Below are 26,162 nucleotides of genomic sequence, written 5' to 3'. Positions count from 1 at the left end.
CAAATTGCTTTCACGCTATTTTCGGGAACCTGCCGCGCTTTTCCGCCACACAACAGCACTTGTCGATTCACGCAGGACCGCAAAATGATCAAGATCCCCGGTGTCTTACCGCCAACTACGCCGTTGACTCGGCAGATAACCAGCGACGATGAGCCGGCGGCCGCGGCAACACCGAAAGCCACGGCGCAACATGCGCCGCTGCACGCGCCGTTATCGACCTCAATGGAAGAAATCGCCATGGCGTTCGGCGAGCATGCCGAGCGCAGAAGCAAGTCCCTGAACCGGCGTCATATTAGCCAGCCGGAGGGGCACACCACGGCCAGCGTCGAGCGGATTGAAAAACTCACTGAATTGTTCCGAATGCTGGAAAATCCGTCACAGAGTACGCTGGATGAACAGCTAGGCCGCATGCGCAACCTGTTGATGCGGGAAACGCCGCCAACGCTGGACGATATTCTACAGGCTGCCGGCAATGACCCGGCGCGCGGCGATATTCTGTTACGCCACGTTCTCAGTCAGGCGCAGGAGCAACCGGCGCTGGCGGCGGTGGCTGAACAGGCGCTGCAAACGCTGCATCAGGCAAAAGGGCCGGAGGTTCGGGCGGGGTTGAATACGGCAGCGGCCATTTCCCTGTTCAGCACCCAGCCGGAACAAAAACAGGCCATGCGCGATCTCTATTACCAGAAAATCGTGCATCAGCAATCGGCCAGCGCCCTGCTGGATTCGTTGCTGGAGCGTTTTGACAGCAAAACCTTTTCTATCGGATTGAGAACGTTGCAACGTGCGTTGGCGGCGGACATCGCATCACTGGCGCCGTCCATTTCCAAAACCGTCTTAAGCAAGATGCTGAGCAACCTCAACGACGCGCAACATTTAAGCCATACGCTGTCGTCCAGTCAGGCCCTGCTCGCCCGGCTGGAAACCAAACTCCCGGCGTTTACGCTCGGCGCGGTGGATTTGACGCGCCGCTTGATCGGCCTGAGCGCCAACGGCGCCTATGCCCGCGATCTGCATAACCTGGGGCGGGAAGTGGCGGGTACGCAACCGCACCATCAAACGCTGTTTTTCAATGGCCTGCTGCCGCTGGTGAGTCAACTGCCGCAGCCGCTGTGGCGCGATGTCAAAAACCGGCAAACGGCGCTACAGATTATTCGCGGTCTGATCGGCGAATTCGCGCAGTATGAAAAACAGCAGGCCGCCCATTCGCCGGGTAAGGGGTCGGCATGAATCTACTGATCGTCTTTCTTAACCGCATCGCCCTGAGCGCCATGCAGCGCTCCGAGGTGGTGGGGGCCGTTATCGTCATGTCGATCGTGTTCATGATGATTATTCCGCTGCCAACCAGCCTGATTGACGTGCTGATTGCTTTTAACATCTGTATTTCGTCGCTATTGATCGTCCTGGCGATGTATTTACCCAAGCCGCTGGCTTTCTCCACCTTCCCGGCGGTATTGCTGCTGACCACCATGTTCCGGTTGGCGCTGTCCATCTCCACGACTCGCCAGATCCTGTTGCAACAGGACGGCGGTCATATCGTGGAAGCGTTCGGCAACTATGTGGTGGGCGGTAATCTGGCGGTCGGTCTGGTGATCTTCCTGATTTTGACCGTGGTGAACTTTCTGGTGATCACCAAAGGTTCCGAGCGGGTGGCCGAGGTCGCGGCGCGTTTTACGCTGGACGCCATGCCCGGTAAGCAAATGTCTATCGACAGCGATCTGCGGGCCGGATTGATTGAAGCCCATCAGGCTCGCCAGCGGCGTGAGAATCTGGCCAAAGAAAGCCAGTTGTTCGGGGCGATGGACGGAGCGATGAAATTCGTTAAGGGCGACGCCATCGCCTCGCTGGTGATTGTGTTTATCAATATGATCGGCGGCTTCGCTATCGGCGTATTGCAGCATGAGATGGCCGCCGCCGACGCCATGCATATCTATTCGGTGTTAACCATCGGCGATGGACTGATCGCCCAGATCCCGGCGCTGCTGATCTCCCTGACCGCCGGGATGATTATCACCCGCGTCTCGGCAGACGGACAAAAAGTTGACGCCAATATCGGCCGGGAAATCGCCGAGCAGCTGACCAGTCAGCCGAAAGCCTGGATTATTTCCGCCATTGGCATGTTCGGTTTTGCCTTGCTGCCCGGTATGCCGACCCTGGTGTTTGTCATGATCAGCCTGAGCTCGCTGGGTAGCGGCCTGTTTCAACTTTGGCGCATCAAACAGCAAGGGTTGCTGAGTGAAAGCCAGTTGCAGGCGGATAACCTGCCCGCGGAGCAAAACGGCTATCAGGACTTGCGTCGCTTCAACCCGACCCGCGCCTATTTACTGCTTTTTCATCCGGTCTGGCAGGGGCAACCGGCGACCCTTTCGCTGATACAAAATATTCGCCGCTTGCGCAACCGGCTGGTTTACCAGTTCGGCTTTACTCTGCCGTCGTTTGATATCGAGTTCAGCGCTCGTCTCGCCGAGGATGAATTTCAGTTTTGCGTGTATGAGATCCCTTACGTCAAAGCGACTTTCACCGCCGACCTTGTTGCCGTGAGGCTATCGTCCGTCGATCGCCAAATGCCCGACGGGCATGAGCCGGGATCGCCGTTAAGGGAAGAAAACCACTGGCTGTGGCTGCCGCAGACGCATGCCGCGCTACAGCAGGATGAGATGGTGTATTGGTCTGCGGAACAGTTGATTCTTGAACGGATGGAGCAGGCTATCCACCGCACCGGCGCGCAGTTCATCGGTTTGCAGGAAACCAAATCCATTCTGGCCTGGCTGGAGAGCGAACAACCGGAACTGGCGCAGGAGTTGCAACGCATTATGCCGCTGTCGCGTTTTGCCGGCGTATTGCAGCGGCTGGCTTCCGAACGGGTTCCGTTACGTTCGGTGCGCCCGATTGCCGAAGCGCTGATTGAGGTCGGCCAGCATGAACGGGATACCCATGCATTGACCGACTACGTACGTCTGGCGCTGAAGTCGCAAATTTGCCATCAGTATAGTCAGGAGAACAGCCTGGCCGTCTGGCTGTTGACGCCGGAAAGCGAAGAACAACTGCGCGACGCGCTGCGCCAAACGCAAAATGAAACCTTCTTTGCGCTGGCGCAGGACGATGCAGGCGCCCTGCTCGAACAACTGCGGCGCGCCTTTCCGCCCTTTGCGCCGCTCTCCGGTCTGCTGCTGGTGGCGCAAGACTTACGCAGCCCGCTGCGGACGCTATTGCAGGACGAATTCCACCGCGTTCCGGTGCTCTCTTTTACCGAACTGGAATCCAATTTGTCGATCAACGTCATCGGGCGCATTGACCTGTATGACGCCTCAGCCCCTTTTAGCGCATAGGAAGAAGATATGTTTGAGTTACGCGTGCTGACTGGTTTACATCGTGGCGCGGCGCTGCCGTTAAGCGGTACTTCCTGGCGGGTGGGCGCCGACGACGATGCCGACCTGGTGCTCTACGATCCGGGAATTCAGTCCCATCATTGTTTGCTGGAAAAAACGGAAACCGGCTGGCGGCTTTCCGCGCTGGCCGGCGCGCTGTGTGACGCCGAAGGACACGCGATCGCGCAGGTCGCCGATCTGTCGCCCGGTACGCCGTTTGCCGCCGGCCAGATCTGGCTGTGCGTCGTGGCTGCCGATACCCCCTGGCACGATGAAGAAGAAGAGCGCGCGCCGCCGGATAGCGCGGCCCCGGAAGCAGAGGCCAGCGCGGAATCGGCGGCTGTGGCGGAAAGATCCTCCCCCCAGCCGGTTCCTGACGTCTCGCCGGCCAAACCTTCCCGCTTACCCCTATGGGCCAAGGGCTGCTATCTGCTGCTCAGCCTGTTGCTGATTAGCATGATCGGCAGTTGGCAGCTACAGGAGAGCGTAGCGATGCCCGCCGCGCCATCGCCGCAGGACTCGCGCCGGGCGATCGGGACGCTGCCGCAACTGAGCGCGACGTTGCACACCCTGTTGCAGGAACGGGAACTCGGCGGCGCGGTGAAAACCGCGGCCAATCACGACCGCATTACGTTGACCGGGCAATTAACGCCTGAAGAACAAAAAAAACTGGAACGGATGCTCATCCAACTCCACCAACGTTATAGAACCGCGCTGATCGTCGAAAACCGCACCCGGCTGAAAGTGGAAAAACTGCCCTTTCAGATAGTTCAGGTGACCGGCGGACCGCACGCCAACGTGGTCACCGCCGACGGCAGACGTTTTTTTGTCGGCGATGAAATCGACAGCCTTCGTCTGGTGAGCATTGACGATCATCAGATTGAATTTGGCGGCAAACAGCAGATAAAGGTGAACTGGTAAATGCACACGCAAGCAATCGCTCCCTTCCCGCTGCTCGCTCACTGGGTTCAGCAGCAGCGACAACATCTATCCGCTTTCGCGCCCATTGATTTAAAGGGGCGTATCCTGGCGATTAGCGGCATTTTGCTGGAGTGCGGCTTGCCGCAGGCGCGCATCGGCGATTTGTGTCTGGTGTCGCGCAAGGACGGAAGCCAGATGATGGCGGAGGTGGTGGGCTTTAGCCCGCATAACACCTTTTTGTCCGCGCTGGGGGCGCTGGACGGCATCGCCCAGGGCGCCGTGGTCACGCCGCTGTATCAGCCCCATTGCATTCAGGTTTCCGACGCCCTGTTCGGCAGCGTGCTGGACGGCTTCGGGCGGGCGCTGGAGGCCGGCGGCCAAAGCGCGTTTGTCGAACCCGGCCACGCGCACGGCCACGCCATGCCGGTGCTGGGCGATGCGCCGCCGCCGACCGCCCGTCCGCGCATTAGCGCCCCATTGCCCACCGGCCTGCGCGCGGTTGACGGCTTGCTCACCCTCGGTCAGGGACAGCGCGTCGGCATTTTTGCCGGCGCCGGCTGCGGCAAAACCACGCTGTTGGCGGAACTGGCGCGCAACACCCCGTGCGACGCCATCGTTTTCGGGCTGATTGGCGAACGCGGCCGCGAACTGCGCGAATTCCTCGATCATGAACTGGATGACGAATTGCGCAGCCGTACCGTGCTGGTCTGCTCCACCTCCGATCGCAGTAGTATGGAGCGCGCGCGCGCCGCCTTTACCGCCACGGCCATTGCCGAAGCCTATCGCGCCGCCGGTAAACAGGTGCTGCTGATTATCGATTCGCTGACACGTTTTGCCCGCGCCCAGCGGGAGATCGGGCTGGCGCTGGGCGAACCGCAGGGACGCGGCGGCTTGCCCCCCTCGGTTTATACCTTACTGCCCCGGCTGGTGGAACGCGCCGGGCAGACGCAGCAAGGTGCCATCACCGCGCTCTATTCGGTGCTGATCGAACAGGATTCGATGAACGATCCGGTGGCGGATGAAGTGCGCTCGTTGATTGACGGACACATTGTGCTCACCCGGCGATTGGCCGAACAGGGGCATTATCCGGCCATTGATGTGCTGGCCAGCCTGAGTCGCACCATGAGTAATGTGGTTGAGCTCGAGCATAACCGCCATGCCGGCGCCATCCGTCGCCTGATGGCGGCCTACAAGCAGGTCGAAATGCTGATCCGGCTGGGGGAATATCAGCCCGGTCACGATGCGCTGACCGATTCGGCGGTCAGCGCCCATGAGGAAATTACCCAGTTCCTGCGTCAGGCCATGCGCGATCCCATGCCGTATGACGTCATTCAGCAACAATTGGCCGGAGTCAGCCGCTATGCCTCATAACCTCCCCGAAGCCGACGCGTTGCAGGCTACGCTAAACCTGCTGATGCCGATACGCCGCCAGCGGCTGAGCCGCAGCGAGCGGCAGCTACGCCAGGAAGAACAAACGCTTAACCGCCTTGACGCCGAACAAGCGGCGCATCGGCAACGTCTGGACGCCCTGCAACTGAGCGGCCGGCAACAGCGGGACGCCTTTGTAAGCCAGATGCAAGGCCGGCAACAGACGCAGGAAAACCTTAAAAAGCGATTGCATGACGAGCAGCGACTTCTTCACGACATCCATGCCGAAACGCAACGGGGCGAAAGCAACCGTGTCGCGCAGCAGAACCAACAACAACAGGTTAAGCACGCCCGGCAGACCACCCGTCAGTGTCAGAAAGCGGTAGAAAAACTGGAATTTCTGCTCACGCTACCTCAGGAGAATCTATGAACAATCGACTGATTTCATCACCGGAAACCGCCGCTTTCCACACGCAAGGAGGCCGGGCGACCTCGTCGGAGGAAAAAGCCGGTGTGGATTTTTGGGAGGCTTTCAACTTCTCGACCGGCTTTGAATTCGCGTTGGAGCAGGATGACGCCCGCGACCTGCCGCCGACCGATCCGGCTTACCTTTCTCTTTCGCCGCCGTCTTTCGTCCCACACGGCGCAGAAGACGTGACGCCGTCACAATCGTTGCCGTCTCTCTGGTCGCCGTTACAGTGCGAACTGATTGAAGCATTGGACAACATCGGCTATCCGCCCTTTTCGTTCAGCTTGCAGCTCCCGCAGTTAGGCGATATCGACGCCCGGCTGGCAAATCTGACGCCGCGCGGCTGGGATATCTCATTACGCTTCAGCCGGGAAAGCTACCAGTGTTTGAAAGATCGCCGGGAGTCGTGCCGCCGCGCCTTATCTGACGCGTTGAATTGTCCGGTGAACCTGAGCTTTGAGGCCAGGGAGTCATACCGATGAACGTTCGTCCGCTGACGCTGGCGTCGATAAGCGCCGAACAGGCGCAGGTAAGGCAGGCGCTGGCCGCCGGACTGACGTTGCCGTTCCACCGTGACAGCCAGGCCGGCGCTTTGCATCTGCGCCTGGCCGACGGGGAAAGTCAGGATCTGAATAGCCACTGGCGTTGCGACGGCGGACGGTTCTCCCTTTCCGAACCCGCGCCGATGCTGAGCCTGCTCGCCGACTGCCCGCTGTTGCCGGTCACCGACGCCGCCGATCCGGCCTATGAATGGTACTGGACGCTATATAACCAGTCGCTCTGTCCGGCGCTGCATGCTTTGCTGGGTGAAATTTATCCGTACGCGGAGTCCGAGACTCATCATGAGCCGATTGACGGCTGGCTGACCGTAAGCTGGAACGGCATCCGTAGCCGCAGCCGGATACAGACCGCGGCGAGCACCTGGCTGGCGCTGTTGTCCCACGCCGGCTGGCGGCGGCCCTGCGCCCCCTTGCCGGATATTTTTACCCTGTCATCGCCGCTGGTGCTGGCCGAAGCGATGGTGACGCCTGAAGCTCTGCGCCACATCCAGCCGGGCGCGGTGCTGCTGCCGAATTATCCCTATTTTTCACCTTCCGGTCAGGGGAGCGTGGTTTTGCCGCCATGGCGTCTGTACGGCAACCTGCAATTGACCGGACTTGCCCCTTATCGTTTTACCGTTACTGACATGGAGAACCTGCCTGTGAGTTCATCAATCGCGCCCTTACCGTCGGAAAATCCGGCCGTTTCCCATCAAGAGAGTGACAACGTCACCGATTTTACGGCCCCATTGCCGCCGCTGCCGGTTACTCTGACCGTCCGGTGTGGAAACCTGATGTCTACGCTGCCCGATTTACAGCGTTTAGCCGAGGGTTCGGTGTTGACGCTCAGTGACGTGACGCCGGGGGAAGCCTGGCTCTACTACGGCGAGATCCCGCTGGCCCAGGGGGATCTGGTGGATGTGGAGGGCAAACTGGGATTGCAGATCACCCGGCTGTTGTCTCTCGCGGCGTCCGGCGACGCGGAAAACACATCAGAACGGGAGTCGGCCCTATGACGTCGGGTGCGTTCGATCCGTTGATGTTTGCGCTGTTTCTCGGCGCGCTGTCGTTGATCCCGCTGCTGATGATTGTCTGTACCTGCTTTCTGAAGATTGCCATCGTACTGTTGATTACCCGCAACGCCATCGGCGTACAGCAGGTGCCGCCCAATATGGCGCTGTACGGTATCGCTCTGGCGGCGACGCTGTTTGTCATGGCGCCGGTATTTCAGGACATCACCAAGCGGGTGCAGGAAAAGCCGCTGGATATGACCGATATCACGCGCTTGCAGGACAGCGTGAGCTATGGACTCGGCCCGTTGCAAACCTTTATGGCGCGCAATACCGACCCGGATATTCTCACCCATTTGCATGAAAACAGTCTGCGCATGTGGCCCGTATCGCTATCGGAAAAGGTGAACACGCAAAACCTGTTGCTGGTGATCCCGGCGTTTGTACTGTCTGAGTTACAGGCCGGTTTTAAAATCGGCTTCCTGATTTATATCCCGTTTATCGTCATCGACCTGATTGTGTCGAATGTCCTGCTGGCGCTGGGGATGCAGATGGTCGCGCCGATGACGCTTTCCCTGCCGTTGAAGCTGCTGCTGTTCGTGCTGGTTAACGGCTGGACGCGCCTGCTGGACGGGCTGTTTTACAGTTACCTGTGAGGCCACGATGGAGATTATTACCCTTTTCCGGCAGGCCATGGTGATGGTGGTGCTGCTTTCCGCGCCGCCGCTGCTGGTGGCGGTTACCGTCGGCGTATTGATCTCGCTGTTACAGGCGGTGATGCAGTTGCAGGATCAAACGCTGCCGTTCGCCGTCAAACTGCTCGCCGTCGGCCTGGTGCTGGCCCTGTGCGGACGGTGGATCGGCGTGGAGCTGATGCAGCTCGCCATCACCGCCTTCAATATGATTGAACATACCGGAGTCTGAGGACGCGCGATGATTGCCACTATTCAGCAGGTTTATGATTTTATCATCGCCATCACGCTGGGGCTGGCCCGGATATATCCCTGCTTTATTCTGGTGCCGGTTTTTTCGCTTAACGTGCTGAAAGGCATGATGCGCAACGCGGTGGTGATCGCGTTGACGCTGCTGCCGGCCCCGGTTATCCAGCAGCAGTTGCTGCAAACGCCGCTCTCGTGGCCAATGCTGCCCGGCCTGCTGCTCAAGGAGGTGATTGTCGGGTTGTTGATTGCGCTGATCCTGGCGATGCCGTTCTGGCTGTTCGAGTCGGTGGGCGCACTGTTTGACAACCAGCGCGGCGCCCTGATGGGCGGTCAGCTCAACCCGGCGTTGGGCGCCGACAGCACCCCGCTCGGCCATCTGCTCAAGCAGTTGATTATTCTGCTGCTGATTATCGGGGGCGGCCTGAGCAGCCTCACCCAGCTGTTATGGGACAGTTATCGCGTGTGGCCCGCCCTCGCCTGGCTGCCCGCGCCCGGCGAACAGGGGTTTGAGGTATACCTGACGCTGCTGGCGGAAACCTTCACCCATCTGGTGATCTATGCCGGGCCGCTGGTCGCGTTGCTGCTGCTGTTGGAGTTCAGTATCTCCCTGCTGAGTCTTTATAGCCCGCAGCTACAGGTTTTCGTGCTGTCGATTCCGGCCAAGTGTCTGCTGGGCATGGCGTTTTTTATCGTCTATCTGCCGGTGCTGCACTACCTGGGCGATCAGAAACTGCGGGTACTGCCGGATTTGAAGCATGTGTTTCCCCTGCTTTTTTCCCATTAGCGTGCCAGGAGGCGAAACGCGCGAGCGTCAGCCGGAGAAAACCAACAGAGTATGCGCCGATGAGCGAAAAAACCGAAAAGCCTACCGACAAAAAACTTAAAGACGCCCGGCGTAAAGGCGAAGTCGGACAAAGTCAGGATGTGCCTAAGTTGCTGATCTGCGTGGGGCTGATTGAGTGCGTTATGGCGCTGGCCGACACGACGCTGGGGAAACTACAGTCGCTGATACAACTGCCGTTGCGCCGGCTGGATGCGCCGTTTGCCCAGGCGGCAAAAGAGATCTTTCACGATGCGGCGATACTGGCGGGCACGCTCTGCCTGCTGGGCGCGGCGATAGCGGTGTTGCTGCGCATCGTCGGCGGCTGGATACAGTACGGCCCGCTGTTTGCCCCCGAAGCGCTCAAGTTCGACCTGAACCGGCTGAACCCCGTCAATCAATTCAAACAAATGTTTTCCATGCGCAAGCTGACGGAAATGCTGACCAATATTCTGAAAGCGGCGGTCATCGGCACGGTATTTTATAAAGTGGTGGTGCCGGAGCTGGAGGCGCTGGTCGAGCTGGCTTACGGCGATCTGAACGGATTCTGGCAAGGCGTCAAGGCGCTGCTGACCCGTATCGCCCGCACCACGCTGACCGCGCTGCTGGGGCTGTCGGTGATGGATTTCGGTTTGCAAAAATATTTTTTCCTCAAGCAACAGCGCATGAGCCACCAGGATTTACGCAACGAACACAAAGATTCGGAAGGCGACCCGCACATGAAAGGACACCGCAAATCGATGGCGAATGAGCTATTAAACCAGCCCGCCGCGCCGCGTCCCAAAGGACGTGTGGAAGATGCGGATATGCTGCTGGTCAACCCGACGCACTATGCGGTGGCGCTTTACTACCGGCCGGGTAAAACGCCGCTACCGCGCATACTGTGCAAAGGCGAAGACCAACAGGCGCAACAGCTGATTGCCCGCGCCAAAGAAGCGGACATCCCGGTGATCCGCTTTATCTGGTTGACCCGCACACTGTACCGCCGCACCCCGGAAGGCCACTATATTCCGCGGGAAACATTACAGGCGGTGGCGCAGGTTTATCGCGTCCTGCGCCAGTTGGAGGACGCGCAGAAAAAAGAGATTATCGAGATGGAGTAACCTCCGTGACTATCGCAATAACTTCAGCACATCACTCAACGTATTGAGAAACAGGTCGGCGTGTGGTTCCTTAAATATCAGCGGCGGACGGATCTTCAGAATATTCGCCGCCGGACCGGTGGCGCTAATCAACACACCCCGCCTGCGCATTTCATTCACTACCTTTGCCGTCAACTCGGTGGCCGGCCGTTTACCGTGACTTTCGGCGATCAGTTCGACGCCGATAAACAGCCCGTAGGCGCGGATATCGCCTATCAGCGGAAAATCCCGCGCCAACTGTTGTAATCCCTGATGCAGATAATTTCCCACCCGTTGCGCGTTCTGCCGTAGCCGTTGTTGCCGAATAATGCGCAGTACCGCATGCGCCGCCTGGCAGGACACCGGATTACCGCCGAACGTATTAAAGTAACGCACCTCACGCCCAAAAGCCTCCAGCAGGGCCGACCGCCCGACCAGTCCGGCTATCGGGTGGCCGTTGCCCATCGGTTTGCCCAGGCTGACCAGATCCGGCACCACGCCATGCCGGGCAAAGCCCCACAGGGTTTCGCCGGTGCGGCCGAATCCCGGCTGAACTTCATCGGCAATAAACAGTCCGCCGGCCTGACGGATCAGCGCCGCCGCCTGCGCCATTTCGCCCTCGGGGGCGCAAAACACGCCATCGCTGGAAAAAATGGTATCAATCAATAGCGCCGCAGGCCGGATACCCTCGCGTTGCATCGCGGCCAGCGCTGAGCGGATGCTGGCGATAAACTCGCCGGGCCGGCGATAGCGGTCGGGCGCATCAATCAGCTTAACGTGATTGCCGCGCGGCACGCCGGCCCCCAGCGACGGCGACAGCTCCGCCAACGCGCTGGTGACGCCGTGATACGCCCAGCGGGTGACCAGAACGCCGGTTCCGCCGGTGACGTGGCGGGCGACCCGCAGGGCCAGATCGTTGGCTTCGCTGCCCGTACAGGTGAACACCACATTATTTAACTCAGCCGGAAACTCGCTCAGCAAATCTTCGGCGAAATCAACAATCGCCTCATGCAGATAGCGGGTATGGGTATTCAGCGTCGCGCTCTGCCGGGCTATAGCCTCAACCACCGCCGGATGGCAATGTCCCACCGAGGCGACATTATTATAAACATCCAGATAGCGGTTGCCCTGATGGTCAAACAGCCAGACGCCTTCGCCCCGCGCCACGTGCAGCGGCTGCTCATAAAATAGTCGGTATCCACTGCCCAATACCCGCTGACGACGGGACAACAGATCGTCACTGCGCGTCGCTTCGTGTGACATTGTCACTTTACTCATAATTCCTCTCCATAGCAGGCCTGATACAGTCTGGCGGCGCATTGATCGTGAGTATAATTTTTCATCTGGCGCAGACTGCGCCAACAGTACGGCAGATTACGCAGCAGATAATCCCGGTTGGCGGGATACAGCGACGCGCGCCATTGGGCAATGGTCATGGTCAGCGCCATCCGGGCGGCGATCAGATCGGGCAACAGCGCGATCTCCCGGGCGGTCAGCGGCAACTGTTGGTGATACGCAAAGACAAACGGCACAACATATTCAAACGGATCGGCGCCGTTGCCGATCTGATACGCCAGCGCCGTCGCCAGTTCGCAAACCAGCGGAGCATGCAACGCATCGCCAAAATCAATAATGCCCGCCACCTGGGTCGGTTGTTGCGGGTTAACCAGTACATTGTGCGGGTTGAGATCGTTATGAATAGTCTGATGGCGCAGCGAGGCTAATACCGGCGCGACATATTCATCATAGCGGTCAAATACCCGGCTGATATGTTGCTGTTGTTCCCGGTCGCGGACATAGGTCAGATAAGGGCGCACCTGCTCCGCCCGGCTAATATCCCACAATAGCGAACGCTTGGCCGCCGGATGAGTGAAACTGTGCAACGCCCGATCCAACCGCGCCAGCGTGTCGCCCAAATCATGCATCAACGCGACCGCGGGAAATGCCAGATGCTGCGGTGTTCCCGCCAGATAGCTGACCAGACGCACCCGTAACGCTACGCCGCCGATATCCACAATCGGTTCCGCCTGCCCGTCAAGCGTCACGATCGCGCGGGGAATGGGCAACTCGGGCGCCTGCCGGGCAATATGCAGTAACAGCGAGGTCTGAAAATCGCTGACTTCGGCGGACTCCGCCGCATTAATCACTTTCAGCATATAGCGCCGCTCAGGCGAAACGGTCAGACAAAAATTCAGATCGCGTTCGCCCTGCAACAGTTTAACGTCGCCACGCAGACCATAATGTTGCTGCACGACCTCCGCCGCCTGCCGGCAGGATACCTGCGGCACCGACTGCGTCATCAGATCGGCATCGATAAATACCTCGGCATTCGGCGACGGCAATGGCTGATTACCCCCCGGCCATTCAGACATGCTGACCTCCATTGACGTGGATCTCCGCGCCATTGACATACGAGGCCCCCGAGGTGCACAGGAAGTAGATCAGACTCGCCACCTCTTCCGGTTTGCCCAAACGCTGCATCGGCACCTGCCGCTCAATGATATCGTCCGTGCCGGGGGATAAAATCGCGGTTTCAATTTCTCCCGGCGCAATCGCATTGACTCGCACGCCATACTGTCCGAAATCAAAGGCCATTTCGCGCGTCAGGGCGGAGAGCGCCGCTTTTGATGTCGCATAGGCTGCACCGGCAAACGGATGGACGCGGGAACCGGCGATCGAGGTGATGTTTATGACGCTGCCTTGCGAAGCTTTCAGTTCATCAAATAAGCCGTTCGCCAACAGCGCGCAGGAAAATAGGTTCACGTTAAACACCCGCATCCAGGTCGCATAGTCGGTATCACGCACGCCAAGACGGCTACCGCCCTCGCCTTTGGGCGAAATTCCCGCGTTATCCACCAACGCGTCGAGCCGTCCTCCCAGCTTCGCCTTAATCAACGGCAATGTCTGTTGCAGGCTATCGATATCTTCCAGATCGAGGTGAATATGGTTCAGCAGCCCTTCCGCCCACGGACATTCCTCAACCCAGCTTTGACGGGAAGCGGTGAATATTCGCCAGCCAGCGGCATGGAAGTGTTTCACGGTGGCATGCCCAATCCCCCGGCTGGCGCCGGTCAGCAGTAATGTCTTTTGGTCTGTCATACCATTACCTCTCGATAGCTGTTCAATGAGATGTTTGATGCATCATAAAATACTGCGTAAAAAAAGCTGAAATTTATTCAGCTCAGAGAGTTGATACCACCTGCCGGCCTCCCGTCAGAGGGAGGCCGGCGTGGGGAATCTTACCGCCCGCTGCGCAAACGCTCCGATCGACGGCGTAAAACTTCCATCACAATCAGCAAGATCAGCGCGGCGCCCACCATCATCGACGCCGCCGCCGCAATGGTCGGATCAAGGTTTTCACGGATACCGGCGAACATCTGTAGCGGCAAGGTGCGCTGACGCGGACTGGCCAGAAACAGCGTGACGATCACTTCGTCAAATGATGTCGCGAACGCGAACAACGCCCCGGAGAACACGCCGGGCGCGATCAGCGGAAACGTCACCTTGCGAAACGCCAGCAGCGGCGGCGCTCCGAGACTGGCGGCGGCGCGGGTCAGATTTTGATCGTAGTTTTTCAGCACCGCCGTCACCGTGATCACCACAAACGGCACGCCCAGCATGGCATGCGCCAGCACCAGACCGAGGTAGCTATTCAATAATGATAGCTTGGCGAAAAAGAAAAACATCCCGACGGCCACAATCACCACCGGGGCGATCATCGGCGATATCAGCACCGCCATCACCAGCGATTTACCGCGAAACTCGCCGCGCACCAGCCCAACCGAAGCCAGCACGCCAAGTCCGGTGGCCAACAGCGTCGCCAACGGCGCAATCAGCAAGCTGTTGCCCAACGCGCCCAGCCAGGCGCTGGAGTTGAAAAACTCGTGATACCAGCGCAGGGAAAAGCCCGTCAGCGGATAGCTCAGAAAGGAGCCGGCGTTAAAAGACAGCGGCACAATCACCAATACCGGCACGATCAAAAATAACAACATTGCCGCGCCATAAAAGTTAAAGAAAGTATTCCACAAGCGGATAACTAACTCACCCTGCTGTTTCATTTTCGTTTCCCCTTGTTTTCATCAATAAACAGAGCATCGTTAGCGCGCCGCGATTTCGGCGTTGGTACGGGTGACGCGGATGTATACCACGTACAACAGCGTAACGATGACCAGCAACTGCGTACCCAACGCGGCGGCCATACCCCAGTTCATGGTGGTATTGGTGAAGAAAGCAACGAAGTAACTCAGCATCTGATCGCTTGGCCCGCCCAACAAGGCCGGCGTAATGTAATAGCCGATCGCCATCATAAAGACGAGTATTGCGCCGGCGGTGACGCCGGCATAAGTCTGCGGTACATAGACCCGCCAGAAGGCAATAAAGGGATGCGCGCCCAGGGATATCGCCGCCCGAACATAGTTGGGTGAAATGCCTTTCATCACCGCATATAACGGCAGGATAAAAAACGGCAGCAGAATATGCGTCATCGAGATGTAGACGCCGATGCGGTTAAATACCAGCACCAGCGGTTCATCGATAATGCCGACGCTCAGCAGCGTCCGGTTAATCAAGCCGCCGGACTGCAACAGCACGATCCAGCTAGCGGTACGTACAATCAATGAGGTCCAAAAAGGCAGCAGTACCATAATCAACAGCAAATTCGCGCGGTTAGACGGCTGTTTCGCCAGCCAGTACGCCAACGGATAGCCCAGCCCGACACACAGCAACGTCACCACGCCCGCCATCAGCAGAGTACGCAGCAACACATCGACATACAGCGACTGTTCGGCCGGTTGCGCCACTATTTTCTGAGTCTGCGCATCGACCTTATGGTCAAAAACCGCCAACAGGTAATAGCTGGTAAAAGGCCGGGAGGCGCGATCCAGCGTTTGCCAGGTGGTAAGCTCACCCCATAACGGCTGCTCGCTGATTAGCTGACCGCGGATATCGGCGCTATCATCCGCCGGCAGTTTGCGCAGCGTGCGGGTGATCAACGAGCGGTATTCAGAGCCTTCGTATCCCAGTCGTTTGGTAATTGCGGTCAGTTTCCCGCTGCTGCGTGCTTCGCGCAGATCGCTGACCACCGCTTTAAATACGCTTTCATCCGGGACGGCATTCCCAGACCACTGGCGCATTGCGGATACCGTGCTCGGCATGTTTTCTCTCAGTTCCGGATTCGCTACGCTTTTGCCCAGAATCGACACAATGGGGAAGAGAAAACTCACCACGATAAACAGAAACAGCGGCGCAATCAGCAACAGAGAGCGTTTTTTATACATCGACTGCGCGACACGCAATTGCTGTTTCAGAGCGGCATTCCCTTCTTTCTCGCCGGATGGCGGCGTCGTCGCCAACATTTCGCTCTGGGACATAGGTTTTATCTCCATCATACTTACGGTAAAACAACTGCTGATTTATCGGTCGGCATCCCGCGCTTAACTATCCATCGCCGGCCTGCGCTGCGGGACAAGGCATCGCCGCCTTGTCCCGGCGCCACGAAAATTCGGCTTAACCCACCGGATTATCGTTGCGCAGCCCATGAATTAAAGCGCTGTTCCAACTCTTCGCCGTGGTCGATCCAGAACTCTGTATCAACCTGCAAGGCCTGTGCCAGGTTCTCTGGCGCCGTCGGCAGGGTGGCGGCGACCGCGGGTTCAAGCATGCTGGTGGCTTTCACATGGGTCGGACCGTAAGGGATGTTTTCAGCAAACACTTTCTGATTTTCAGGCTGGTTGGCAAACGCAATAAACTGTTCCGCCAAATCCTTGCGCTTGGAACCTTTAACGATAGCCCAGCTGTCCAGATCGTAGAGGCTGTCCGTCCAGACGATCTTGAAGTCATGCCCTTCTTGCTGCGCGGATGCAACTCGACCGTTGTAGGCCGACGTCATCACCACATCGCCGGAAACCAGCCACTGTACGGGTTGCGCGCCGGATTCCCACCACTGAATATTGGATTTAATCTGATCCAGTTTCTTGAAGGCGCGGTCGACGCCGGCAGGCGTCGCCAGCACTTTATAGAGATCTTCCCGTTTCACGCCGTCGGCCAGCAACGCGATTTCCAGCGTGAATTTGGCGCTTTTACGCAGGGCGCGTTTTCCGGGGTAGGTTTGCACATCCCAAAAATCCGCCCAGTTTTTTGGCGCCTGTTGCAGTTTCTGCGCGTTATAGGTCAGCGCGGTCGACCACAGGAAGATCCCCGCGCCGCACTCTGACACTGAACCTTTTACAAACTGAGACTCATCGCCCAGCTTTGACCAGTCCAGCGGTTCAAATAAGCCTTCATTACAGCCGCGCAGCAGTTCCGGGCCTTCGACCTCAACCACGTCCCAGCCAATCTGACCGGTTTCCACCATTGCGCGGATACGGGCCATTTCACCGTTGTACTCGCCGGCTTCCACCGTGCCTTTACCGGCGGCGGCAAACGGTTTATAGAATGCTTTATCCTGCGCGTCCTTATTCAGGCCGCCAAAAGACACAACCGTTAAGGATTCCGCTTGAGCCTGACAGGCCATGGCGATAAGAAATGCGGATACGGCAACTTTCTTTAACCTTGTTTTGGTCTTAAACATAGTTTGGCTCCTGGAGTGTTAGTCAACGTAAAAATCGGCAATTACGCATCAGCTGTTTTTTGATGCATCATGTATCATATTTCAAGCATAAACCGTGCCATTTCAGCAATTTTATTAATGTTTGGTCATCATGACGGGTGGGAAAGGCCATGCAAAACGTCGTGATTAATACCTGAACGATCGCACTGTTTTTCTTTTACCTGCGTTGCCTTTTGATGGTGCATATTGCGATTTCCTTGCACCATAGGGTTGCGTGCGGGTTCTAGTGAACCGGTGTCAGCCATACCCGGCTGCCACCGGTTTTCCCCACATGACCTCCCCGATAAAAGCTATCGGGAAAGATCGACGCAGAGGTATTTCATTTCCAGATAATCTTCGATACCGAAACGCGATCCCTCACGTCCCAAACCGGACTGTTTCACCCCGCCGAACGGCGCCACTTCATTGGATATCAGGCCGGTGTTAATCCCCACCATGCCGTACTCCAACGCTTCCGGTACGGTCCATTGACGAATGGCGTCCCGCGTATAGACATACGCCGCCAGACCGAACTCGGTATCATTCGCCATAGCGACTACTTCCGCTTCATCGCTGAACTGAAACAGCGGAGCCACCGGGCCGAACGTTTCTTCACGGGCGAAACGCATATCACGGGTCACATCGCCGACAATCGTCGGGGTAAAGAACGTCCCCCCCAGTTCATGCGGCTTGCCGCCCAACAGTAATGTCGCTCCCTGCTTCAGCGCATCTGCGATGTGCTGCTGAACTTTATCGATGGCGTCCGCATCGATCAGCGGCCCCTGGGTCACGCCGGGTTGAGTGCCATCGCCGACTTTCAGCTTTTTGACTTCTTCAACCAGCTTTTCCACCAGCGCCGAATAAATCCCTGTTTGCACATAAATTCGGTTGGCGCATACGCAGGTTTGCCCGCTGTTGCGGAATTTAGACGCCAGAATGCCTTTCACCGCCAAATCCACATCGGCATCGTCAAACACGATGAACGGCGCGTTGCCGCCCAGCTCCAGCGACAGTTTTTTCACCGTCGGCGCGCTTTGCGCCATTAAAATCCGGCCCACTTCGGTGGAGCCGGTAAAGCTCAGCTTACGCACCACCGGGCTATCGCACAGCACTTTGCCGACCGATTTGGAATCACCGGTAATCACCTGCAAGACGCCGCGAGGAATGCCCGCCTGTTGGGCCAGCTCACCCAGCGCCAGTGCGGTGAACGGCGTCTGCTCGGCCGGTTTGACAATCATGGTACAGCCCGCCGCCAGCGCCGGCGCCACCTTGCGGGTGATCATCGCCGCCGGGAAATTCCACGGCGTGATCGCCGCGCACACCCCGATAGGCTGTTTGATCACCAGCAAGCGCTGCTGCCCTTGCGGTGATTGCAGCACGCTGCCTTCAATGCGCTTGGCTTCTTCGGCGAACCAGTCGATGAACGAGGCGGCATAGGCGATTTCCCCGCGCGCTTCCGCCAGCGGTTTGCCCTGCTCCGCCGTAAGCAGAAGCGCCAGATCTTCCTGATTGTCCATAATCAGCCGCGACCAGGCTTGCATCGCCGCGGCACGCTCTTTTCCGGTACGCTGACGCCAGCCGGTCAGCGCCTGTTCAGCCGCTGCAATGGCTTGCTCCGTCTGCCGCGGCGTCACCAAAGGAACGGTTCCCAGAACGTCGCCCGTCGCCGGGTTGGTCACGTCCAGCTTCTCACCGCTTTGGCTGTCATGCCATTCACCGTCAATTAAGCAGCTTTGGCGTAATAACTCTTTTTGTTTCAGTTGCATAGCGTTCCTTTTACTTCGTAAATACACGAGTCAGAATAGTCATCGCCTTGCTGAACTGATCGTCCGGAATCGTCAACGGGTGCAGGAAACGAATCACGTTGCCATGGATGCCGCAGGTCAGTAACAGCAGCCCCTGATTCAACGCTTCTTTTTGGAACTGGCGGGTAAGCTCAGCCGAGGGTTTGCCGGTCTGCGGATCGTTAAATTCAGCCGCCACCATTGAACCCTGAGCACGAATCGCCGCCAGCGCCGGACACTGCTGTTTGATTTTTTCCAGCGTTTCCACCAGCGCTGCTCCCAGACGTTGCGAGCGCTGACACAGCTTTTCCTCTTCAATCACGTCCAGCACCGCCAGCGCCGAGGCCACCGCCAGCGGGTTACCGGCATAAGTGCCGCCCAAACCGCCAGGGCCGGGCGCGTCCATAACGTCGGCGCGCCCTACTACGCCGGAGATGGGGAAACCGCCGCCCAGGCTTTTCGCCATGGTGATCAGGTCAGCCTGTTCAGTATAGTATTCCATCGCAAACAGCTTGCCGGTACGGGCAAATCCCGTTTGTACTTCATCGGCAATCAGCAAGATACCGTGCTCATCACACAGTTTGCGTAATGCGCTGATAAAATCGGGCGGCGCGACGTTGAAACCGCCTTCGCCCTGAACCGGCTCCAGCAGGATCGCCGCAACCTGATCCGCCGCGATGTCGGTATGCAGCAGACGGTCAATGCTTTCCAGCGACTGCGCGACGGTGATGCCCTGCTGCTCGCTCGGATACAGCGCATGGAAGATGGATCCAGGAAATGGCCCGAAACCGGTGGAATAAGGTGCCACTTTGCCGGTTAACGTCATGGTCAGCAGCGTGCGGCCGTGGAAGGCGGCATTAAACGCAATCACCCCGGGACGTTTGGTATAGGCGCGGGCGATTTTCACGGCGTTTTCCACCGCTTCAGCCCCGGTGGTGAAGAATGTGGTTTTTGCCGGGCCGTTAATCGGCGCCAGCGCATTGATGCGCTCGGCCAGATTGACGTAGCTGCCGTAAGGCACAATCTGATAAGCCGTGTGAGTGAAGCATTCCAGTTGTTCGCGCACCGCCGCCAAAATCTTGGGATGACGGTGGCCGGTGTTCAGTACGGCGATACCCGCAGCAAAATCGATAAACTCACGGCCCTCAACGTCCCACAGCGTGGCGTTTTCCGCCCGAGCGGCGTAGAAATCACACATCACTCCGACACCGCGCGGTGTGGCGGCCAAACGGCGTTGATTCAATTCGCTATTCTTCATTTCCTGCTCCGATTCTAAGAACACACCCAAACTCATTATATCCGTAGAGGCTATGTGATGCGTGGCGTCACATGTTTCTGTTGCTATTTATGCGCCAGTTGGTTCTATAATCCAGAGCCAGTTCTGAATATTTGAGGGATCCACTTTGCGCTCGTTATTAACCGACCTGCTGCTTCAGCGGCTAGGCGGCCAACAGGAAGGTACGCTGAATAAGCGTCTGTATGACAGTATCCGTCTGTCGATCCTCGACGGCGCCATCACCGCGGGCAGCAGGCTGCCCTCTTCACGCGATTTGGCGCAGGAGCTGTCGCTGTCGCGCAATACGGTGCTGGCGGCCTATGAACAGCTGCTGGCCGAAGGTTATATCGAGACCCGTACCGGCAGCGGCACTTTCGTCACGGAACAGCTGCCCGACGGCAATATGACGCCGGTGCGGGATGAGCGGGAATCCTCCTCCCGCCTGCCGGTGCAGGAGCTGTCGCGCAGGGGGCTGCATCTGCTGGGCTATGCCGGCGCCTCCGCCCGGCAATGGGGCGCTTTTATGCCCGGAATTCCCGACATCGCCAGCTTTCCCCACGACCTGTGGCGCCGCATACAAACCCGCCTGACCCGGCGCGTCATCCCCGAACAGCTTTCTTATTCCCCTATCGGCGGCAACCCGGAGCTTCAGTTGGCGCTGGTGGATTATCTGCGCGTGGCGCGCTCGGTGGAATGTACGGCCGAACAGATTTTAATCACCGAAGGCACCCATCAGGCCATGGATTTACTGGCGAAAATGCTGTGTAACCCCGGCGATTTAGCCTGGATTGAAGATCCCTGTTATTGGGGGATGCGTAATGTGCTGACGATTAACGGACTGCGGGTGGCGCCGATTGATGTGGACGATCAGGGCATGGTGCCGCCGGATACGGTATCGCCGCAGTCAACGCCCCGGTTAATCTGCGTGACGCCGTCGCACCAGTATCCGTTAGGCGCCGTGATGAGCCTGGCGCGCCGTCAATGGCTGTTGACCCTGGCGCAGGAGCACGGCTGCTGGGTGGTGGAAGATGATTACGACAGCGAATTTCGCTTCTCCGGCAACCCGATCCCCGCGCTGCAAGGGTTGCAGACCCAGTCGCCGGTGATCTATATCGGCACCTTCAGCAAAACCCTGTATCCCGGCCTGCGCGTCAGTTATATGGTGCTGCCGCCGCAGCTGGCGCAGGAACTGAAAATCGCCCACGCCGAACTCTATCGCGGCGGCCACTGGCTGACGCAGGCCACCCTCAGCCAGTTCATTCAGGAAGGTCACTACGCCGCGCATATTCGCCGAATGCGGCTGCTGTACGCCAGGCGCCGCGCCCTGCTGACCGAACTGATCGAACAATATCTGGGGGCGGACTATGTCGGCGACAACAGTAATGCCGGGCTGCATATGCTGCTGAAGCTGCCGGCGAATATCGATGATGTCCTGCTCAGCTCGCGTATTCTTCGACAAGGGGTGATGGTAAAACCGCTGTCCAGTTATTACCTGCGGCCGACCAATCAGCGGGGGTTATTACTGGGTTATGCCTGCGTTGAAGAGTCTAAAATGAGCGATGCGTTTACCGTTATCGTCGAGTGCATTCAGGCGCTGAAACACGCCGCTTTGGCCCCCTGATCAGTCTGCTTTTTATGCACCATTATGGAGCCACTCTATAAGTAGCATTCACCATAATGGGGCAACGCCACATCTCCATTTTCCGCCCTATCGGTTTTAACTCCCTCGTAATGCTCAGTTTTACTAAAGTCGGCATGATTTATGCATTCAACTTATTTAAGATACAGTCACCGCGAGAGAATGGAAGAATGAGAAATTATGTCAGCTTCAAGAACATCCAGAAAACCTACGATGGCGATCGTTTAGTGGTGAAAAACCTGAATCTGGATATCCATGAAGGCGAATTTCTGACCCTGCTTGGCCCTTCTGGTTCAGGAAAAACCACCAGTCTGATGATGCTGGCCGGATTTGAAAACCCGACTCAGGGCGAAATTCTGCTGCGTGATACGCCGCTGCATCACCTTCCCCCCCACCAGCGCGGTATCGGTATGGTATTCCAGAATTATGCCCTGTTCCCGCACATGACCGTGGCGGAGAACCTGGCGTTTCCACTGTCGATACGTCGTTTGAGCCGCGTAGATATAAAAGAGAAAGTCGATCGGGTGCTCGATCGCGTCAAGCTGACCAATCTGGCCGACCGCTATCCGGCACAAATGTCCGGCGGCCAGCAACAGCGTGTGGCGCTGGCCCGTGCGCTGGTGTTTGAACCGAAGCTGGTGTTGATGGACGAACCGCTGGGCGCGCTGGATAAACAGCTGCGCGAACATATGCAGTTGGAAATCAAAGAATTGCATCAGGCGCTGGAACTAACGGTAGTGTATGTCACGCACGATCAGAGCGAAGCGATGACGATGTCCAACCGGGTGGCGGTGTTCAACGACGGGATTATTCAGCAGATGGCCAGCCCCAGCGACATTTACGAAAAGCCGGAAAACGCATTTGTGGCGCAGTTTATCGGGGAAAACAATACGCTGCTCGCGACCCAGGCGGGTGCGGAGGGCGACTTCTATCGCGCCACGCTGGATGACGGCACTCAGTTACGGGCGCTGAAAGTGCGCCCCAGTTCACCGGGCAAAAAGATTACGTTGTGTATCCGCCCGGAACGGATCCGGATTAACGCCGAACACATCGCCGACGGCGCTCAGCAGGTGAAAGCGCGGATCCAACAGTTTATTTATCTGGGCGACCACGTACGGATGATGACGGAAGTCGCCGGCCAGCCGCAGTTTATGGTCAAACTGCCCGCCAGTGAAATCCAGCCGCACTGGAAACCCGGCTCGGAAGTCACCTTATCCTGGCACCCGGAGCACCTGCGCGCGCTGGATGTGATCACCACGCATTGATGGGATATGCCTTAGAAACGCCCCCTGCCTAGCAGGGGGCGTTCTGTATACAACGAAACCGCCCCGAATAAACGGGGCGGTTTGATCTTGCCGATGAATTAACTGCGGATTTTGCGATAGATCCACAGCACCACAATGGCGCCGATCACCGCGACAACGAAACTGCCAAAGTTAAAACCGTCTACCCGGCCGAAACCAAAGAAAGTGCTGATGTATCCCCCCACCACCGCACCCACAATACCGAGCACTATCGTCAGGAAAAAACCACCGCCGTCTTTACCGGGCATAATCCATTTCGCCAAAATACCCGCAATCAAGCCAAAAATTACCCAAGACAAAATTCCCATAATACCCTCGCTTTTTTAGTTCCATAACGCCCTTACCTTTCCAATCGATAAGACGCGAATCCAAGTATAGACAAGGATTGAAAAAACCGTCAGCCAGGCGCAGGAAAAAATCCGCGTCGTCGGCTGACGCGGGGACTACTCGTCAGCAAGAGGGATAATCTCCACGCTATTGCTGATAATGGGTTTGCACAGAATCTTATAGCCATCGCTATCAAAATTCGTCGCCACCTGCTTCAGCGACGCCGCATCCTGCAATTGCCGTACCGTCCCCAGGTAAAGCCAGTTATGAATGATATGGTAGTGCGTCATGCCCGGACGACTCTCTTTGATGGCGACCGGGCCGGGAAACGCCCAGCAAATCAGCCGTAAGGCGTCAAGCCGACCGCCCAGTCGACCCTGATGCGCCGTCAGCGACTCTTTACCGCAGCAGGCGCCCGCACACTTTTTCAGCGCGTGGCGAAAACAGGGTCTGCCGGCCGGTATCTTTTCGATCCCCAATACCCCCAGACAAAGCTTTTCTTCATCGGCGATCGCTTTCAGCGTATTGAGGGCAGACATTCTGTTGCTGAATATCCCGTGCAGATTCGGAGTGGCGGAAAAATTCACCGTTTTCGCATAGACAACCTCCACGCTGGCGCCGTCGAAGCGAATAGAACAGAGCTGACGCGACCTGCGCAGGCGTTTATTGAATAACGGCCCATGCTGTTTAATCATCTGCGCTTCCAGCAATAGCGCGCCGATTTCCCCTGCCGTTTCGATAAACGTGATACGCCGGGTCTGCCTTAACAGTTTGGCCTCGTTGCGTGTACGCATATGCGACATCACCCTCGCCCGAATATTGACGCTTTTGCCAATGTACAGCGGCAGGATATCGCTGCTGCCGTGGAACACATACACACCCGGCGCCGCCGGCAGCCCGACCAGGGCATCGCGCAGATGTTCCGGATATTGGTATATATCGGGCATTTTTTCAGGCACGATCATGACTTCACCACCCTTAACTCATCAATTCGCGTCGTATAGGCCGGAGACAACCGCTCCCTTTTCATCGACCAGCCGGGATTAATCCCCTGTCCGGCGAACCAGATTTTTCCTTTGCCCGAATGATTGATGCGATCAATCGTCGACATCAGCGACTCACTGTTCACATGCGGTTTCCTCGCATCAAACATGTCCAACTGCGCCACGCCGTGACGATAGAAATCGGACAGCACAACGCCCGCCTTGATATACCGATATCCCTGCGCCCAGATATGATCCAATGATTCAACGGCCAGAGAAATAATATCCCGGGTATCGTCGGTCGGCACGCGCGTCATGCGGGTAGCCTGATCGCCGTAATACGCCTCATACCCCACATGCGGGCTGGTACGGATAAAAACGGACACCTGACAGCAGTATTGCCGCTCGTGCCTCAGCTTCTCCGCCGCGCGTTCCGCATAGCGGCAAACCGCCTGACGCATATGCGCGTAGTCGGTAATGCGTGAACTGAACGACCGGGAACAGAGTATCTGCTGTTTCGCCGGCGCCAGTTCCTCCACCTCCAGACAAGACTGACCGCGCAGTTCCCTGACCGTTCTCTCCATCACTACGCTGAACGTTCTTCTGATATAGGCGAGGTCGCTGCGCGCCAGTTTTAACGCCGTATCAATGCCGGCCGATTCCAGCTTACGCGCCAGCCGCCGTCCGATCCCCCAGACGTCGCCGACAGGGGTGATCGCCAGCAGCTTTTCCTGTCGCACCGGGCTGGATAAATCCACAATGCCGCCGGTTTTCGCCCAGGTTTTCGCCGCATGGTTGGCCAGTTTAGCCAGAGTTTTGGTCGGGGCGATGCCCACGCCGACGGTCAGATGCGCCTCGCGCTTGATCCTCTCTTTCACCTGCCGGCCGAACTGTTCCAGCGACATACAGTGGCCGACGCCGGACAAATTAAGGAAAGCCTCATCGATACTGTAAATCTCCACCGCCGGCGCCATCTCCTCCAGAATGCTCATCACGCGGGCGGACATATCTGCGTACAGCGCATAATTGGAGGAGAAAACGGCGATATTGTATTTTTTGATCAGATCGCCTATTTGAAAAAACGGCGCGCCCATCTTCACCCCGAGGTTTTTTACCTCGTGGGAGCGCGCAATTACGCAGCCATCGTTATTGCTGAGCACAACCACCGGTTTTCCGACCAGATCCGGCCGAAAGACGGTCTCACAGCTGGCGTAAAACGCGTTCACATCCACCAGCGCGTACATTAGCGCGTCGCGTGTATGACGTAGGTAACCACCCCGAAGATATCCAGGTTGGCGCTGTCGTTAATGGGGATCGGCGCGTAGGCGGCATTCATCGGCATCAGCGCCAGCGTTGGTCGTACCTGCAAGCGCTTGATGGTAAATTCGCCGTCAAGGGCGGCAATGACAATATCGTCGTGCCGCGCCTGCAATGAACTGTCGACCACCACCAGATCGCCATCATGGATGCCGCCCTCCACCATCGACTGGCCGGCGACCCGGACAAAATAGGTCGCCGCCGGATGGTGGACGCAAACCTTATTTAGGTCGATTCGCTGCTCGACATAATCATTGGCCGGGCTGGGAAACCCGGCCGGCACCGCATCGGCATAGAGATTGATCTCCAGCGCCTCGGGATGCGGATCAGGGATAAACCGTTGCATAGCGCCCCTTTAACTGTGTTTTTATACAGTGTAAATGGTGTGCGCC

The 26,162-nt window shown here is 57.7% G+C and carries 25 protein-coding genes; 13 read left to right on the top strand and 12 right to left on the bottom strand.

The window, feature by feature from the left end; all coding sequences use genetic code 11:
* The first annotated feature begins 84 nt into the window (after nucleotides 1-84).
* Genes sctW through sctU form a run of 11 tightly spaced genes read left to right on the top strand, consistent with a single transcriptional unit; the run spans nucleotide 85 to nucleotide 10,536 of the window.
* Nucleotides 85-1,227 carry a type III secretion system gatekeeper subunit SctW gene (gene sctW, locus HOY33_RS06730; RefSeq protein WP_172289428.1) on the top strand — a complete coding sequence of 381 codons (1,143 nt, stop codon included), beginning with the start codon at nucleotides 85-87 and terminating at the stop codon, nucleotides 1,225-1,227.
* On the top strand, nucleotides 1,224-3,326 hold the full coding sequence (gene sctV / locus HOY33_RS06725; RefSeq protein WP_172289427.1) for a type III secretion system export apparatus subunit SctV: 2,103 nt from the start codon (nucleotides 1,224-1,226) through the stop codon (nucleotides 3,324-3,326). Before sctW ends, sctV begins: the two co-directional genes overlap by 4 nt.
* Nucleotides 3,327-3,335: 9 nt before the next feature.
* Nucleotides 3,336-4,286 (top strand): FHA domain-containing protein, encoded by a 951-nt coding sequence (locus HOY33_RS06720; protein ID WP_172289426.1) that lies wholly within the window; start codon nucleotides 3,336-3,338, stop codon nucleotides 4,284-4,286.
* Nucleotides 4,287-5,657: a type III secretion system ATPase SctN gene (gene sctN / locus HOY33_RS06715; protein ID WP_172289425.1), complete on the top strand. Its 1,371-nt coding sequence runs from the start codon at nucleotides 4,287-4,289 to the stop codon at nucleotides 5,655-5,657.
* Complete coding sequence (locus HOY33_RS06710; protein ID WP_172289424.1) at nucleotides 5,647-6,084, top strand: type III secretion protein; 438 nt, start codon at nucleotides 5,647-5,649, stop codon at nucleotides 6,082-6,084. The genes sctN and HOY33_RS06710 overlap by 11 nt, the downstream gene beginning before the upstream one ends.
* Nucleotides 6,081-6,605, top strand: a complete 525-nt coding sequence (locus HOY33_RS06705; RefSeq protein WP_172289423.1) for a type III secretion system HrpP C-terminal domain-containing protein — start codon at nucleotides 6,081-6,083, stop codon at nucleotides 6,603-6,605. The genes HOY33_RS06710 and HOY33_RS06705 overlap by 4 nt, the downstream gene beginning before the upstream one ends.
* Nucleotides 6,602-7,678 (top strand): FliM/FliN family flagellar motor switch protein, encoded by a 1,077-nt coding sequence (locus HOY33_RS06700; RefSeq protein ID WP_172289422.1) that lies wholly within the window; start codon nucleotides 6,602-6,604, stop codon nucleotides 7,676-7,678. The genes HOY33_RS06705 and HOY33_RS06700 overlap by 4 nt, the downstream gene beginning before the upstream one ends.
* Entirely contained in the window at nucleotides 7,675-8,328 is a 654-nt protein-coding gene (sctR, locus tag HOY33_RS06695; protein ID WP_172289421.1) for a type III secretion system export apparatus subunit SctR, read from the top strand. The genes HOY33_RS06700 and sctR overlap by 4 nt, the downstream gene beginning before the upstream one ends.
* 7 nt (nucleotides 8,329-8,335) lie before the next feature.
* Complete coding sequence (gene sctS / locus HOY33_RS06690; protein WP_172289420.1) at nucleotides 8,336-8,596, top strand: type III secretion system export apparatus subunit SctS; 261 nt, start codon at nucleotides 8,336-8,338, stop codon at nucleotides 8,594-8,596.
* Between the two features lie 9 nt (nucleotides 8,597-8,605).
* On the top strand, nucleotides 8,606-9,397 hold the full coding sequence (gene sctT, locus HOY33_RS06685; protein WP_172289419.1) for a type III secretion system export apparatus subunit SctT: 792 nt from the start codon (nucleotides 8,606-8,608) through the stop codon (nucleotides 9,395-9,397).
* A 59-nt stretch (nucleotides 9,398-9,456) separates the two neighbouring features.
* The gene (sctU, locus tag HOY33_RS06680; RefSeq protein ID WP_172289418.1) at nucleotides 9,457-10,536 is read left to right on the top strand and encodes a type III secretion system export apparatus subunit SctU; all 1,080 of its coding nucleotides are present in this window, start codon (nucleotides 9,457-9,459) and stop codon (nucleotides 10,534-10,536) included.
* A 9-nt stretch (nucleotides 10,537-10,545) separates the two neighbouring features.
* On the opposite strand, the gene HOY33_RS06675 is transcribed toward sctU, so the two are convergent.
* The 8 genes from HOY33_RS06675 to HOY33_RS06640 all read right to left on the bottom strand — a co-directional run bounded on the left by HOY33_RS06675 (nucleotide 10,546) and on the right by HOY33_RS06640 (nucleotide 20,182).
* Entirely contained in the window at nucleotides 10,546-11,832 is a 1,287-nt protein-coding gene (locus HOY33_RS06675; RefSeq protein ID WP_172289417.1) for an aspartate aminotransferase family protein, read from the bottom strand.
* The gene (locus HOY33_RS06670; RefSeq protein ID WP_253906938.1) at nucleotides 11,829-12,926 is read right to left on the bottom strand and encodes a phosphotransferase; all 1,098 of its coding nucleotides are present in this window, start codon (nucleotides 12,924-12,926) and stop codon (nucleotides 11,829-11,831) included. Before HOY33_RS06670 ends, HOY33_RS06675 begins: the two co-directional genes overlap by 4 nt.
* A complete protein-coding gene (locus tag HOY33_RS06665) occupies nucleotides 12,919-13,653 on the bottom strand; it encodes an SDR family NAD(P)-dependent oxidoreductase (RefSeq protein ID WP_172289415.1) in 735 nt (244 codons plus the stop codon). Before HOY33_RS06665 ends, HOY33_RS06670 begins: the two co-directional genes overlap by 8 nt.
* 140 nt (nucleotides 13,654-13,793) lie before the next feature.
* On the bottom strand, nucleotides 13,794-14,612 hold the full coding sequence (locus HOY33_RS06660) for an ABC transporter permease (RefSeq protein WP_172289414.1): 819 nt from the start codon (nucleotides 14,610-14,612) through the stop codon (nucleotides 13,794-13,796).
* Between the two features lie 39 nt (nucleotides 14,613-14,651).
* A complete protein-coding gene (locus HOY33_RS06655; RefSeq protein ID WP_172289413.1) occupies nucleotides 14,652-15,923 on the bottom strand; it encodes an ABC transporter permease in 1,272 nt (423 codons plus the stop codon).
* Nucleotides 15,924-16,072: 149 nt separating this feature from the next.
* A complete protein-coding gene (locus HOY33_RS06650) occupies nucleotides 16,073-17,122 on the bottom strand; it encodes an ABC transporter substrate-binding protein (protein WP_172289412.1) in 1,050 nt (349 codons plus the stop codon).
* 329 nt (nucleotides 17,123-17,451) lie between these two features.
* The gene (locus HOY33_RS06645) at nucleotides 17,452-18,906 is read right to left on the bottom strand and encodes an NAD-dependent succinate-semialdehyde dehydrogenase (RefSeq protein WP_172289411.1); all 1,455 of its coding nucleotides are present in this window, start codon (nucleotides 18,904-18,906) and stop codon (nucleotides 17,452-17,454) included.
* A gap of 10 nt (nucleotides 18,907-18,916) precedes the next feature.
* Nucleotides 18,917-20,182: a 4-aminobutyrate--2-oxoglutarate transaminase gene (locus tag HOY33_RS06640; protein ID WP_172289410.1), complete on the bottom strand. Its 1,266-nt coding sequence runs from the start codon at nucleotides 20,180-20,182 to the stop codon at nucleotides 18,917-18,919.
* A gap of 145 nt (nucleotides 20,183-20,327) precedes the next feature.
* Between HOY33_RS06640 and HOY33_RS06635 the strand changes: the two genes are divergently transcribed.
* Together HOY33_RS06635 and HOY33_RS06630 are read left to right on the top strand one after the other, a co-directional pair.
* On the top strand, nucleotides 20,328-21,821 hold the full coding sequence (locus HOY33_RS06635) for a PLP-dependent aminotransferase family protein (protein ID WP_172289409.1): 1,494 nt from the start codon (nucleotides 20,328-20,330) through the stop codon (nucleotides 21,819-21,821).
* Nucleotides 21,822-22,009: 188 nt separating this feature from the next.
* Nucleotides 22,010-23,104, top strand: coding sequence for an ABC transporter ATP-binding protein (locus HOY33_RS06630; RefSeq protein ID WP_172289408.1), 1,095 nt, complete (start codon nucleotides 22,010-22,012; stop codon nucleotides 23,102-23,104).
* A gap of 98 nt (nucleotides 23,105-23,202) precedes the next feature.
* Here HOY33_RS06630 and HOY33_RS06625 read toward each other — a convergent pair whose 3' ends face one another.
* The 4 genes from HOY33_RS06625 to umuD all read right to left on the bottom strand — a co-directional run bounded on the left by HOY33_RS06625 (nucleotide 23,203) and on the right by umuD (nucleotide 26,116).
* Entirely contained in the window at nucleotides 23,203-23,451 is a 249-nt protein-coding gene (locus tag HOY33_RS06625; RefSeq protein ID WP_172289407.1) for a GlsB/YeaQ/YmgE family stress response membrane protein, read from the bottom strand.
* Between the two features lie 135 nt (nucleotides 23,452-23,586).
* Complete coding sequence (gene cho, locus HOY33_RS06620; RefSeq protein ID WP_172289406.1) at nucleotides 23,587-24,435, bottom strand: excinuclease Cho; 849 nt, start codon at nucleotides 24,433-24,435, stop codon at nucleotides 23,587-23,589.
* Nucleotides 24,432-25,697: a translesion error-prone DNA polymerase V subunit UmuC gene (gene umuC / locus HOY33_RS06615; RefSeq protein ID WP_172289405.1), complete on the bottom strand. Its 1,266-nt coding sequence runs from the start codon at nucleotides 25,695-25,697 to the stop codon at nucleotides 24,432-24,434. The genes cho and umuC overlap by 4 nt, the downstream gene beginning before the upstream one ends.
* Entirely contained in the window at nucleotides 25,697-26,116 is a 420-nt protein-coding gene (gene umuD, locus HOY33_RS06610) for a translesion error-prone DNA polymerase V autoproteolytic subunit (RefSeq protein ID WP_172289404.1), read from the bottom strand. Before umuD ends, umuC begins: the two co-directional genes overlap by 1 nt.
* Nucleotides 26,117-26,162: the final 46 nt, after the last annotated feature.

The sequence above is a fragment of the Brenneria sp. hezel4-2-4 genome (genome assembly GCF_013155275.1).
Classification (GTDB): Bacteria; Pseudomonadota; Gammaproteobacteria; order Enterobacterales; family Enterobacteriaceae; genus Brenneria.
The sequence above is the reverse complement of the archived record's forward strand: the minus strand, read 5'-3'. Positions and strand labels throughout refer to the sequence as shown.

What these genes read in the sequence shown, in the direction of transcription:
- sctT (WP_172289419.1), top strand. Translation starts at nt 8,606, where the DNA reads ATGATTGCCACTATTCAGCAGGTTTATGATTTTATCATCGCCATCACG.
- HOY33_RS06720 (WP_172289426.1), top strand. Translation starts at nt 3,336, where the DNA reads ATGTTTGAGTTACGCGTGCTGACTGGTTTACATCGTGGCGCGGCGCTG.
- umuC (WP_172289405.1), bottom strand. Translation starts at nt 25,697, where the DNA reads ATGTACGCGCTGGTGGATGTGAACGCGTTTTACGCCAGCTGTGAGACC.
- cho (WP_172289406.1), bottom strand. Translation starts at nt 24,435, where the DNA reads ATGATCGTGCCTGAAAAAATGCCCGATATATACCAATATCCGGAACAT.
- HOY33_RS06625 (WP_172289407.1), bottom strand. Translation starts at nt 23,451, where the DNA reads ATGGGAATTTTGTCTTGGGTAATTTTTGGCTTGATTGCGGGTATTTTG.
- HOY33_RS06700 (WP_172289422.1), top strand. Translation starts at nt 6,602, where the DNA reads ATGAACGTTCGTCCGCTGACGCTGGCGTCGATAAGCGCCGAACAGGCG.
- sctU (WP_172289418.1), top strand. Translation starts at nt 9,457, where the DNA reads ATGAGCGAAAAAACCGAAAAGCCTACCGACAAAAAACTTAAAGACGCC.
- HOY33_RS06670 (WP_253906938.1), bottom strand. Translation starts at nt 12,926, where the DNA reads ATGTCTGAATGGCCGGGGGGTAATCAGCCATTGCCGTCGCCGAATGCC.
- HOY33_RS06650 (WP_172289412.1), bottom strand. Translation starts at nt 17,122, where the DNA reads ATGTTTAAGACCAAAACAAGGTTAAAGAAAGTTGCCGTATCCGCATTT.
- sctN (WP_172289425.1), top strand. Translation starts at nt 4,287, where the DNA reads ATGCACACGCAAGCAATCGCTCCCTTCCCGCTGCTCGCTCACTGGGTT.
- HOY33_RS06630 (WP_172289408.1), top strand. Translation starts at nt 22,010, where the DNA reads ATGAGAAATTATGTCAGCTTCAAGAACATCCAGAAAACCTACGATGGC.
- HOY33_RS06675 (WP_172289417.1), bottom strand. Translation starts at nt 11,832, where the DNA reads ATGAGTAAAGTGACAATGTCACACGAAGCGACGCGCAGTGACGATCTG.
- HOY33_RS06705 (WP_172289423.1), top strand. Translation starts at nt 6,081, where the DNA reads ATGAACAATCGACTGATTTCATCACCGGAAACCGCCGCTTTCCACACG.
- umuD (WP_172289404.1), bottom strand. Translation starts at nt 26,116, where the DNA reads ATGCAACGGTTTATCCCTGATCCGCATCCCGAGGCGCTGGAGATCAAT.
- sctV (WP_172289427.1), top strand. Translation starts at nt 1,224, where the DNA reads ATGAATCTACTGATCGTCTTTCTTAACCGCATCGCCCTGAGCGCCATG.
- HOY33_RS06655 (WP_172289413.1), bottom strand. Translation starts at nt 15,923, where the DNA reads ATGTCCCAGAGCGAAATGTTGGCGACGACGCCGCCATCCGGCGAGAAA.
- HOY33_RS06640 (WP_172289410.1), bottom strand. Translation starts at nt 20,182, where the DNA reads ATGAAGAATAGCGAATTGAATCAACGCCGTTTGGCCGCCACACCGCGC.
- HOY33_RS06660 (WP_172289414.1), bottom strand. Translation starts at nt 14,612, where the DNA reads ATGAAACAGCAGGGTGAGTTAGTTATCCGCTTGTGGAATACTTTCTTT.
- HOY33_RS06710 (WP_172289424.1), top strand. Translation starts at nt 5,647, where the DNA reads ATGCCTCATAACCTCCCCGAAGCCGACGCGTTGCAGGCTACGCTAAAC.
- sctW (WP_172289428.1), top strand. Translation starts at nt 85, where the DNA reads ATGATCAAGATCCCCGGTGTCTTACCGCCAACTACGCCGTTGACTCGG.
- sctS (WP_172289420.1), top strand. Translation starts at nt 8,336, where the DNA reads ATGGAGATTATTACCCTTTTCCGGCAGGCCATGGTGATGGTGGTGCTG.
- HOY33_RS06645 (WP_172289411.1), bottom strand. Translation starts at nt 18,906, where the DNA reads ATGCAACTGAAACAAAAAGAGTTATTACGCCAAAGCTGCTTAATTGAC.
- sctR (WP_172289421.1), top strand. Translation starts at nt 7,675, where the DNA reads ATGACGTCGGGTGCGTTCGATCCGTTGATGTTTGCGCTGTTTCTCGGC.
- HOY33_RS06665 (WP_172289415.1), bottom strand. Translation starts at nt 13,653, where the DNA reads ATGACAGACCAAAAGACATTACTGCTGACCGGCGCCAGCCGGGGGATT.